Origin of the sequence: Allostreptomyces psammosilenae (assembly GCF_013407765.1) — a bacterium.
In the GTDB taxonomy this organism is placed as follows: domain Bacteria; phylum Actinomycetota; class Actinomycetes; order Streptomycetales; family Streptomycetaceae; genus Allostreptomyces; species Allostreptomyces psammosilenae.
On sequence record NZ_JACBZD010000001.1, the window covers coordinates 2438532 to 2449801 of the forward strand.

Consider the following 11270-nt stretch of genomic DNA (forward strand, 5'->3'; position numbering starts at 1 on the left):
GCCGCGCCCGTTCGCGCCGGGCGCCCGTTCCGCGCCGGCCGCGTCCACCTCGTCGGCCACGTCGGACTGTCGGTCAACTCCCCGGTGGCGCGCGGCGGACGACGCGGCGGTGCCGGGGACCGGTCCGCGCCGGGCGACCGGCCCCGGGGAACCGGGGCGCCGCCGGGAACGCGGGTCAGGCGATCGGCGCAGTCCCGTGCGGGTGACCTTTCGCCCCGCCTCGCCGGCCAGCACGCCCTCCGACGGTCCGGCGAGGTGCTCCGGGCGGGCCGGCCCGGGGCCGCCGGGAGCCACCGTTTCCGCAGCTCACCGCCGAATCGGGGGCGCCCGGGGGTCTGCCGGCGGGACGCGTCGGCGCACCGTGACGCGGCCCGAGGGGCCCGTCAACGCGCCACACCATGTGTTGCTGTGTGTAGCCACGTGACGCCTCTCTGTCGTTAGCTCACAGTGTGACATCACGAACTCGGTCCGTTCGCCCCGTGGACGCCCAAGCGATCGCCCAGCCGGTCGGTCAGCCGATCGCGAGTGGGCTCAACGTCGCGCTCTCCCCGCACGCCCCCGCGCTGGCCCGCCGGCACACCCGGGCCGTCCTCACCGCCTGGGGCGTGACCGAGGAGGTCACCGACGACGTCGTGCTGATCGTCAGTGAGCTGGTGACCAACGCGGTCTCGCACGCGTCGGTGCCCCGCGGCCGCCGGGAGGCGTTCCCGGTGCTGCTGCGACTGCGGCGTTCCGACGGCCACCTGGCGGTCGAGGTCTGGGATCCGGACGCGCGCCCGCCGCAGGAGGCGCGGGAGCACTCCTGCTCGGCGGAACAGGGGCGTGGCCTCACCATCGTGTCGGCCACGGCCGAGCGGTGGAGCTACTGTCCCGTCCCCGGCCGGGGCAAGGTGGTCTGGTGCCACGTGGCGCTGGCGGAGAAGCCACGGGAGGGCGTCTGACCCGGCGCCCACCGACGCCCTCCGCGGGTGGCGCACCGCCCGCCGGCGCGGCACACCGCGTCAGCGCGGCGCAGCGCGTCGACGCGTCACACGCCGTCAGCGCTCCACACGCCGTCAGCGCAGCGCGCCCCGCAACTGCCCGGCGAGCATCTCCAACCGGGTGCGCCAGGCGGCCAGCGCCGCGGCGCGTTCGTCGGCCAGCTCCGGCGGCCCGGTCTGGGTCAGGACGACGCGTGCCCCGCCCGGCCCCTCCGACAGCTCCCAGCGGACCCGGCTCAGCACACCGCCCTCCCCCACCCGCCACACGTACTCCAGCAGCATCGGCGCCTCGACCTCGGTCACCTCGGCGATCGCCCCGGTGGGGATCTTGCCGTTGGTGAACCCCTCCGGCGGCGGAGCCCCGACCCTCGGCGCGGGCGAGGCCGGCCCCTGCCCGGGGCCCTCGAAGCCGGACGAGGCGAGCGCCGTCCACACCGACGTGAGCGGCCAGGTCAGCTGCCGCTCGAAACGCACCCGCCAGCCCTCCGGCGTCTCCTCGCTGGTCCCCTCCGCCAGGCCGAAGGCCACGGCGTACACCTCCTGGCGCTCCGCCCAGTCCTCGGGGGCCCTGAGCCGGACGTGCCGGGCACCCGCCAGGTCCTGTTCCAGGGCGTCGAGGCAGACGTCCCAGCCGGCCGCGTAGCTGGCCGCCGCGGGCCGGTCGTCGAACGTGTGCGTGAAGGTGAGCAGACAGCCGTCGCCGGCCTCGCCGGGGCTCAGCTCCCAGCGCAGCGACTCCTCGTCCCAGCTGTACGCGAACACCCGGGGCGGGTCGAGCTCGGTGATCACACCGCTGGTCGGCGGACCCTCCCCCTCCCGGAAGACGAAGTCGATCCGCGCCCCCACCCGGAGTTCCATGTCCATGTCGGCCGGGAACCAGCGGGGGATCTCGGCGGCGTCGGTCAGGGCCCGCCAGACGCGTTCCGGCGGGTGCGGGAGCCGCCGCTCGAGGACCAGCACCGAGCGGCCGTCCACGGTGCGGAGGGTTGCGGTCACGATCGTCCTCCTCCGGTCGCGCTTCCGGGCGGTCCGTACCATCGGACCACAGCCCGCGAGGGCGCGCGATTCCTGCGAACGGCCAGCCCGGCAGGCACAGTCGGTCCGATTCCTCCCCGATCCGCGGCGGTCCGTCCAGCACGAGGGCGCCCCCGGGCGACGAATGGTCGGGGACGGGTGGTTGACAGGGCATCATCCGGGCCGCACGCTGGGAGCGCTCCCAGTCAACGGCCGCCGCACCGCCGCACGCCGGGCCCGCGTCCTCGCCCGACCCGTGCGGCGGCAGGCCGTCACGACCGCCCGAACGGCGGTCCACGGAAGGCCGGAGCGGGCACCCCGCCGGCACGCCCGCCTTCTTGATCGCAACACGACAAGCTTTCGCCGCGAGGTCGGCCCGGTCGGCCACCGCCGGACTCCGCGCGGCGACGATCGAGGAGTTCCGTCAGTGAAGACCAACAAGTCCACCAAGGCGGTGGCGGTACTCGCCGGTCTGGCAGGCGCCGCCAGCGTTGTCATGCCTGCGCAGACGGCGCAGGCGCACGGCGGCATGACCTTCCCGGCCACCCGCACCTACGCCTGCTACAAGGACGGGCTGGCCTGGGGCGGCGGCGACCTCAACCCGTCCAACCGGGCGTGCGTCGACGCCATCGCGGTCAGCGGCAAGACCCCGCTGTGGAACTGGTTCGGCAACCTGATCAGCAACGCCGGCGGACGGCACCAGGAGATCATCCCGGACGGCAACCTCTGCGGGCCGCAGCAGACCTTCGCCGGCTACCGCCTCGCCCACCCCGACTGGCCGAAGACGCAGCTCACCGCCGGGGCGGACATCACCTTCCGGTACAACGCCTGGGCGCCCCACCCCGGCACCTGGTACCAGTACGTCACCAAGGACGGCTGGAACCCCAACGAGCCGCTCGGCTGGGACGACCTCGAGCCGGTGCCGTTCGACCAGGTGACCAACCCGCCGATCAACGGCAGCGGCCCCGACGGCGCCGAGTACACCTGGAACGCCACCCTGCCCGAGGGCAAGAGCGGCTACCACATCATCTACTCGATCTGGCAGCGCTCGGACAGCCCCGAAGCCTTCTACAACTGCTCCGACGTCGTCTTCAACTGAGACGGCCCCCGGCCGCCGGGCGACGACGAGGTCGCCCGGCGGCCCGACGGGTACTCCCCGCGCGGACGGCGCGGGCCCCGGGACGGCGCCGGGCCCTCGCCAACGCCGCCACTCCACCGCCCCACGCCGTGGCCGCCAGTGGCCACCCGAGGGGCGCTCGGGCGCGCGGTCACCGGTCGGTGACGCACCGCGCGCCGCACGTACGGATGAAACCTGGTCGAGCGTGAATCGCCCCACCCCTCGGTGAGCATCCACCGAACGGGAACGCGCGCCCCGCTCCCCGCCCGCGTCCGGCCTCACGGTCGGCGCCCGGCCCACCAGGAGGCATCCGATGTCCCGCCGTGCCGACCCCGATCCCACCCCTCGCCGCCACTCCGCGCTTCCCTTCCTCGTTCTGCTCGCGGCCGCCGCCGCGCTGCACGTCCTGGCGCCCGCCACGGCCCGGGCCGTGACCACCTGCCTGGGTCACGAGGTCACCATCACCGGGACGTCCGGCGACGACGTGCTCACCGGCACCTCCGGCGTCGACGTGATCGACGGGGGCGGCGGCGACGACACCATCGACGGCCTCAAGGGCGACGACGTCCTGTGCGGCGGGCCGGGCGACGACGAGATCGGTGACGGCTCCGGCGCCAACCAGGTGGACGGCGGCGACGGGGACGACGAACTGCTGCTCGGCGCCGGCGTCGACGCGGTCGCCGGCGGCCCCGGCGACGACCACCTCGAAGGCGGGCGGGGCGACGACACCATCGACGGCGGCGACGGCAACGACTACATCTGCGGCGACTGGATCAGCACCGCGGACGGCACCTGCCAGGAGACCACCCTCGGCGGGGCGGACACCATGGCCGGTGGCGGCGGCAACGACACGGTGGACGGCGGCGGCACCGACGAGGTGACCGGGGACGCGGTCGACGGCGGCCTGGACGAGGACACCTGCGTCAACGTCGACTCCGCGACCAACTGCGAGCACCTGTAGCGCCCCGTTCACGCCCCTCGCACCCCCCGTCCCGCCCCAGCGCCCGTCCCCGCCCCGCCCCCGCCCCAGTCCACGGCGCCGGCCCCGTCCCACCGCGGCCCCGTTTACCGGGCGTCCCTGGAGCAAGAAGCAACAGGGAGGCAGAGCGGAAGAGCGGACCCGAGACGGGAGCAGGCCATGGTGGACCGGGACACGATGGAACACATGTCGGTGGAGCAGGCCCGCGTCTTCCAGGCGGTCTCCCGGCTGGAGACCGAGTTCGGCCCCGGACGGCTGACCGACGTGGCCCGCACCGCCTGCCTGCCGCCGGAGCGGGTCCGGCAGGTGGTGCAGGAGCTGGACGAGCGCTTCGGGCTGGTCATCGAGGCCCCGGCGGCGAACGGCGGGGAACCCCGCTACCACGTGGTGCCGGAGGACTGAGGCCCCCGCCACCCAGTGCCCTGGGTGGCGTTCCCACCACCGGCACCGGCCGGACCGTCAGCGCCCGTCCCGCCCCGCCGGCCGGGCGGCGGGGCCGGCGACCGTCTCGCCGGTGGGCACGTCGGAGGAGCCGGGCGGCGCGAGTTCCGCGAGGAGGTCACCGGCCGTGAGCCGCTCCAGGTTCGGGCAGCCGTCCACCTCGCCGGGGAAGACCCGGTAGACCGTGCCGCGGGCCTCCACCGGACGCGCGGTGCCGTCCCGCAGCGCCAGGAAGGCGCGCCGCCGGCCGATCAGCGCGGCCACCGGGTCCGGGGCCCCGGCCGCCCCGGCCGCCTCCTCGGGGCGGCGAGGTTCCCCGGCCGTCCCCGTTCCCACGCGCCGGTCCACGGCCACCGCCGGCACCCCGTCGGGCGCGGCGCCCGCCAGCACCCGGGTGGCGAAGGCCGCGGCGGCCTCCGCAGTCCCGCGGCGCCAGGACCACAGCGCGCCGTCGGCGTCCCGCTCGACGATCTCCGCGGCCCCACCGGCCGCCGCCCGCCAGACGGCCAGCTCCCGCATGGACACCCGTCGTCCCGGCTCGAAACAGCGGGTGAGGTCCCGGGCGAGCAGGCCGATGGCCCGCCCGTGCCGGGCCACGCCGTGCGTGCCGCCGACCGCGCCCAGATGGGTGTCCACCCACAGCGCGGTGCGCCCGGCCAGGTCCACCACCAGCGGCACGCACACCCGCGAGTCGCCGGTGAGGTCGAAGCGCTGCCGCACCGCACCGGGGTTGTAGTGGGCGCCGCCGGGACGGCCACGCCTGCTCCGCCGTGGGCGCCGCTGGCGGCGCGAGCCGGCCGCCGGAGCCCCGCCGGCCAGGTCGCCCGCGGCGGGATCACAGGCCAGCAGGCCCGCGAAGGCGTCCGGCAGCCGCTCGAACGGGACGTCGTTGTAGCCGAAGACCACGGGCACGGCGTACCGCACGCCGTCGGCGGCCAGCGCCGGCAGATCGAGGTCGACGTACTCGGTGGCGCCGTCCGGCGCCGGCGCGGAGGTGAGGTCGCCCGAGTGCACGGCATGCCGCTGACCCCACACCAGCCGCGTGTAGTCGCACATGCCCAGCAGCCGCCAGTCCGCCCCGTAGAAGGCGACGGACAGGTCAAGGTCGACCGTCACCCCGGGCGGCTCCTTCCAGTGCAGGAAGAGCCGGACGACGTCCCCGGCCGGCAGCGGCACCGCGCTGCCGCGCGGAAGCGGCACCAGCGCCTTGGCGGTCGTGCGCTCGGTGGCCGGCACGGGAACGGCCGCCAACCCGGTGTCGATCACGGCGACCTCGGCGACCGCGCCCGCCGGCCCCTCCGCGCCGTCGTGACGCGCGGCGGCGTGCTCGAAGCGGCGGAGCACCTCGGCCTCCATCAGGGCGAGGACGGCGCCGACCGACCGCTCCGTGAGCGGCGGACGGAGCTCCGGGACGCTCCGGGCGCGGGCGACGCTGCCGCGTGGGAAGAACACCCGGCGCGGCACGTCCGCGAACGCGCCCGCGGCGAGGGCTTCGGGCCCGAACGGGTTCTGCCGGAACGGGTTCTGCCCGAAAGGGCTGGGCGCCGCAGGGGCGGGCCCGAGGCCGCCCTTCGCCGGGTCCACCCAGCGGTGGCCGCCGGCCACCGTCCGGGTGCGGAGGGAGCCGAGCGCGCCCAGCAGGACCCCGGGCGCAACGCGCGGCAGCGCCTCGCGCAGCGCGTCGGCGAGCCCTTCGGGCAGCGGGGTGGTGGCGACCGCCGCACCGAGTCCCCGGTGGTGCAGGGTGAGCAGCTGGTCCAGGCGACGCAGCAGCTCGCCGGGGCGGCGGCGCAGCAGCGTCACCGCCGTGGACAGGTCGGCGGCGGCCAGGGCGCGCTCGACGAGCCGTCCCCAGGTGACCAGGCGCAGCCGGGGGCCGGTGTCCTGGTAGCGCAGCTCGACGACGCTCTCGTGGCGGGCCACCGTGGGCAGCATCGTGTCGTAGAGGCCCTGGTGCGCGAAGGGGTCGGTGCGGCGCAGCAGGGCGAAGGCGAGGGCGGCCCGGGGGTGGCGGGCGTGGGCCTCGTAGGGGTGCAGGACCTCGCCGGCGCGCTTCCACCAGGCTTCCCGGCGGAGCATCTCCTCGGCGGCGGTCGCCAGGTCCAGTCGGTCGAGGACGGCGAGCAGTTCGCGCCGCAGCCAGCGCGGCACGCCCCGCATCCGCCCCGGGCGTCCGTCGAGGCCGGCGGTGCCGTCGCTCCACGCGGACAGCAGGCGGAGCACGTCGGTGGCGGTGTCCAGGCGGGCGGCGAGTTCGGCGAGCGCCGCCGCGCGGGTGCGGGGATCCCGCAGCAGGGCGGCGAGCACCAGCGCCTTGGTCTCGCGCACCGGGATACGGGTGGGCAGCCGGCGGCCGATCTCGTCGGGGGCGGTGCCGGCGAGGTGGGTGAGCAGCAGAAGGGTGTCGTCGCGGTCCTGCGGGGTGGGCGGGGTGGCGCGGGCGAGCAGTCGGCGCAGCTCGGCGGCGGCGGTGGCGTCCCGGTCCGCGGCGAGGAGCAGCGGACGGAGCGGGTGCGGCGCGGGGCGGTCGCGCGGCCGCCGTCCCCCGTGGGCCGGTCGGTCGTCGTCGTGTCCGTCGGACACCCGGTGGGTGAAGGGATCGCCGGGGGTGAGGCGGCGACCGCAGACCGGGCAGGCGGTGTAGCCGGCGCCGTCCCAGCAGGCGGCGCACACCAGGTGGAAGCAGGGTGAGACGGCCCGGACGGTGCCGGTGCGGGTGCACAGCACGCAGGGCTGGTCCGGGCGCTGGCGCAGCAGGGCCAGGATGCGGCGGCCGTAGAGCTGGTCGACGTCGGTGGGCACGGAGTTCGGGAAGCCGCTGAAGAGCGGCCGGTGGGTGCGGTCCGCCCCGAGGAGGGCGTCGAGCCGGGCGAGGAGGGCGGTGCCGTGTTCGACGAGTCCGGCCGGGTCCAGGGCGGCGAGCGCGGCGCGCAGCGGGGCGGTGAGCAGCCGGCCGCGGTCGGCGAGGTCCGCTTCGAGCGCGGTCAGTCCGGCGTCGGCCGTGGTGGCGGTGGCGTCCGTGGCGGCAGCGGCGTCGGAGTCCGCGGGCGCTGGCCGTGCTCCGTCCAGGTGGACGGTTCCGGTGCGGCGCAGCAGGACGGCGTCGAGGTCGTGCACGGCCGTCTCCCCCCATGGTTTCGGCCCGAGTACGTGTTTCCGAGGGGCGTACGCGGTCGAAGCGGCGTACGCGTCGAAGTGGCGGGAGCGGAGAGCGGACGCACTGCGTTCTCTTCAAAAGGAGGGAGAAGGAAGCACGCCCCGGTGGCCGCTCCCGCCGGTCTCACCCTAGGGAATCCCGGCCATCCGGGTCGAACGTTTTCCCGGCCGGCCAACCGATCGCGGGGCCGCGTCGGCCCGACCGGGTTGTCGGCCGCCCGAGACGTCTACGATCGTGCGCATCCGTCCGGCGTGGCGCGCGCCGTTGCCGCCCGCCGTCCGCCGTCCGATCCGCTGCCGGCCCGAGCCGGCTCCAGCCCCCGGGAGTTGCCACCTCATGGCCATCGACTACGTCAAGCGTCCCTCCGGTGATCCGGACGGGGGCGGTGGCCGGGGGCCGGGGTCGGCGATCAGCCTGGAGAAGATCCAGGCCACCGCGCCGGGCCTGGTGCCGCTGTACACCTCGGCGGGGGTTTCGCTGGCCAAGCACCGGCTGAGCGGTCAGCGGGCGGCCGTGTACCTCGTGCTGGACCGGTCCGGCAGCATGCGGGACTTCTACCGCAACGGGTCGGTGCAGCACCTCGCCGAGCAGGCGCTCGGGCTCTCCGCGCACTTCGACGACGACGGCACGGTGCCGGTGGTGTTCTTCTCCACCGAGATCGACGGCGTGCACGAGATAGGGCTGGACGACTACGAGGGGCGCGTGAGCGAGCTGCACGCCGCGATGGGGCGCATGGGGCGGACCAACTACGCGGCGGCGATGGAGACGGTGATCGACCACTACCGCGGCTCGGGCGCCAGCGATCCGGCGTACGTGATCTTCCAGACGGACGGTGGGCCGATCAGCAAGCGGGCCGCGGAGCGGGTGCTTTGCCAGGCGTCGGGGCTGCCGATCTTCTGGCAGTTCGTGGGGTTCGGCGAGGACGAGTTCACGTTCCTGCGCAAGTTGGACGAGCTGGCGGTGCCGCAGAAGCGGGTGGTCGACAACGCGAACTTCTTCCCGGCCGGGCGGGACCCGCACAGCATCCCGGACACCACGCTCTACGACCGGCTGATGGGCGAGTTCCCGCAGTGGCTCTCGGCGGCCCGACACGCCGGCATCCTGGGCTGACGGGCTGGCGCGCGGGCGGGTTGGCAGGCGGAGGGGGTGTGCGCACGAGTGGGCCTGCTTATCAGTGGCCTGCACGGGTTGGCTCGCGCACGAGCGGGCCTGCGTGTGAGTGGACCTGCGTGTGAGCGGACCTGCACGGGCGGGCTTGCGCAAGCCCAACGATCTCCTGCCGAAACAGAACGCGCCCGAGGTCACCCCCCGCCTGCTCGCCCTGATCCACAGCCCCAAGCACCCCCTTTCGCAACCCGCCAGCCATCTGCTATCCCCGATGAACATGGGGGCGCCGCAGTCATCCACAGGGTGAACGAGGGGGCTTGCGCCACGCCCAGCACCCCTGCTACCCCGGTTGAACAAGGGGGCGCCGCAGTCATCCACAGGGAGAACAAGAGGGCTTGCGCCACGCCCAGCACCCCTGCTACCCCGGTTGAACATGGGGGCGCCGTGGTCATCCACAGGGAGAACAAGAGGGCTTGCGCCCGCTCCCCGTCTCTGTTTGCTCCTCGCCCCTGGCGACAGAACTCCTCCTCTCCCCCGGCCTGCCTCTCCCATCCGGCGGCCCGATCCGGCGCGCCATCCCCCGCCCCATCTGCCAGCCCGTCCCCGCCCCATCCGTCGGCTGGCCCGTCCGGCGCCCCACTCCTGCGCCCCACTCCTACGGCCCCATCTGGCGGCGTGTCACAGCGGGGTCACGGCGGCCACGGCGCGGGCTCGAAAATGGCACAGGGTTGACACAGAGTGTGGGCGCCATTGTGAGGTCGAGCACGTCCCCGACGCCCTCGCCGCTCCCCCACCGCGCGGCGTTCCGGCAGGTCAACGGCGGTCAAGCGGGCGAAACAGCGAGCGCTTGGGGCACCCGAAGCGGCATTGGTGAGCGGCACGGACCACAGCGGAGCGTCAGTGCCCGGCGGTACGGTGCCTCGCATGTTCATGGAGGAGTTTTCCGCGGGCGGGCAGGCGCCCGACCCGCTGCGGTGGGCGATGGAGGAGTTCGGACACCGGCTCGCGCACATGCCGTACGACCCGGCGCTGGTGGCGGCGGTGGACCAGCATGCGGCCGAAGTGCGTGACGCCATCGAGTTGGGGCGCGAGACGCTCGGCGACTACCTCCTCGGGTTCGTCGACGGGCTGCGCGAGCAGGGTTGGGAGCCCTACACCGCGCCGGACCCGTTCGCGATGCTGCGGCTGTCGGCCGTCTGCTGGCTGGCCCGCGAGCACGGCTTCCTGGCGGACGAGACCTCCGCCTGAGCCTCGCGGGCGCCGCAGGGGCGCCGCACGGGCGGGGAACGAGCGGGGGACGACGCGCGGGGGCGCGTGAACGAGGTGTCCGGGAGGGGCCGGGGGAGGCGTCGAGGGGGTGGTTGGCCGACGGCGCGCGGGCCGACCGCATGGCGGCCGGCCCGTGCGGCGGACGGACGCGGGGGCCGAAGGCGGCGGTCGAACGAGGGGGTGTGGGGGGCGGCACGGGCGCGCGCACCCCTGACGGGGCCCGGGAGCCGTCAGCGTCCGCCGGTTGTGCGGTCCGGGCCGGTGGCCGTTGTCCCGGTGGCGCCGGAGGCTCCCGTCGTCGTGCCGGCCGCGCCAGGGGCGCCGGCCTGGGTCGTCTCGCCCGGGGCGGTGACCCGGCCCTGGGCGTCCCGGCGTCCGCGCTGGTAGGCCGCCAACTGCGACTGCGCCTGCGGGCCCTGCTCCTCCGCAGCGGTCAGCCAGCGCTCCCAGCGCTGCTGCATCGGGCGGACGAGTCCGCCACCGACGCCGACGACCAGGATGCCGCCGATCGTCGCCAGCACGGTGATCAGCACGGGCACGGTGACGGTGACCGCCACACCGATCTGGTTCAGCGCCGCGATCAACCCGAGGCCGACGATGAAGACGGCGGCGGCGGTCGCCAGCGCCCGGCCGTAGGACAGACCGCCGAGCGCCCCGGTGATCAGGTCCTTCACGCCGGCGGCGATGGCGGCGGCGATCACCACGATCACGATCGCGACCGCGGCCTTGGGCAGCCAGGACACCACGCCGGCCAGCATGGTGCTGATCGGGTTCGGGCCGAAGACGGAGAAGGCGACCTGGAGGGTGATCAGCAGGACCGCGTAGTAGAAGAGCTTCGCGACGAGATCAGACGCGTCGTACTTGGAGTTGCGCATGGCACGGGCGATGCCGCCGCGTTCGACGGCACGGTCGAAGCCGACGCGCTCCAGGACCTTGTCGACGACCTTCGCCACGACCTTCGCGATGATCCAGCCGATGACCAGGACCGCGAGGCAGGCGATGAGCCGCGGCACGAACGCGGCGACGGAGTTCCAGGCGTTCGATATGCCGCCCTCGATGTCGATGGCCAGTGTTGTCGTGTCGCTCATCACGCACCTTCCTCCAGAAAGGCCCATTTGCTGACATTTCGGACATGGGCGTGTTTCTGGTACCCCCACCCGACCGGTGCATTCAGCACGCCGCGCGTCCTGGGGCGGCGGCGGCCGA

General features: G+C 74.9%; 9 protein-coding genes. 6 read left to right on the top strand and 3 right to left on the bottom strand.

Features of this window, described 5'->3' with window-relative positions; all coding sequences use genetic code 11:
- Positions 1-479 precede the first annotated feature (479 nt).
- Entirely contained in the window at positions 480-941 is a 462-nt protein-coding gene (locus FHU37_RS09935) for an ATP-binding protein (RefSeq protein WP_179813856.1), read from the top strand.
- A 114-nt stretch (positions 942-1055) separates the two neighbouring features.
- Here FHU37_RS09935 and FHU37_RS09940 read toward each other — a convergent pair whose 3' ends face one another.
- A complete protein-coding gene (locus FHU37_RS09940) occupies positions 1056-1976 on the bottom strand; it encodes an SRPBCC family protein (RefSeq protein ID WP_179813857.1) in 921 nt (306 codons plus the stop codon).
- Positions 1977-2421: 445 nt separating this feature from the next.
- Here FHU37_RS09940 and FHU37_RS09945 point away from each other — a divergent pair, with 445 nt between their 5' ends.
- From FHU37_RS09945 to FHU37_RS09955, 3 genes are all read left to right on the top strand, one after another.
- Complete coding sequence (locus FHU37_RS09945; protein ID WP_218903992.1) at positions 2422-3093, top strand: lytic polysaccharide monooxygenase auxiliary activity family 9 protein; 672 nt, start codon at positions 2422-2424, stop codon at positions 3091-3093.
- Positions 3094-3424: 331 nt separating this feature from the next.
- A complete protein-coding gene (locus FHU37_RS09950) occupies positions 3425-4072 on the top strand; it encodes a calcium-binding protein (protein ID WP_179813858.1) in 648 nt (215 codons plus the stop codon).
- A gap of 177 nt (positions 4073-4249) precedes the next feature.
- Positions 4250-4492: a hypothetical protein gene (locus tag FHU37_RS09955; RefSeq protein ID WP_179813859.1), complete on the top strand. Its 243-nt coding sequence runs from the start codon at positions 4250-4252 to the stop codon at positions 4490-4492.
- 57 nt (positions 4493-4549) lie between these two features.
- Here the strand turns inward: FHU37_RS09955 and FHU37_RS09960 are convergent, their stop codons facing one another.
- Complete coding sequence (locus FHU37_RS09960) at positions 4550-7648, bottom strand: MXAN_6230/SCO0854 family RING domain-containing protein (RefSeq protein ID WP_179813860.1); 3099 nt, start codon at positions 7646-7648, stop codon at positions 4550-4552.
- Positions 7649-8024: 376 nt separating this feature from the next.
- Here FHU37_RS09960 and FHU37_RS09965 point away from each other — a divergent pair, with 376 nt between their 5' ends.
- Together FHU37_RS09965 and FHU37_RS09970 are read left to right on the top strand one after the other, a co-directional pair.
- Complete coding sequence (locus tag FHU37_RS09965) at positions 8025-8798, top strand: vWA domain-containing protein (RefSeq protein WP_179813861.1); 774 nt, start codon at positions 8025-8027, stop codon at positions 8796-8798.
- Between the two features lie 921 nt (positions 8799-9719).
- Complete coding sequence (locus FHU37_RS09970; RefSeq protein ID WP_218903993.1) at positions 9720-10043, top strand: DUF6401 family natural product biosynthesis protein; 324 nt, start codon at positions 9720-9722, stop codon at positions 10041-10043.
- A gap of 251 nt (positions 10044-10294) precedes the next feature.
- Here FHU37_RS09970 and FHU37_RS09975 read toward each other — a convergent pair whose 3' ends face one another.
- Positions 10295-11152, bottom strand: a complete 858-nt coding sequence (locus FHU37_RS09975; protein ID WP_179813862.1) for a mechanosensitive ion channel family protein — start codon at positions 11150-11152, stop codon at positions 10295-10297.
- Positions 11153-11270 lie beyond the last annotated feature (118 nt).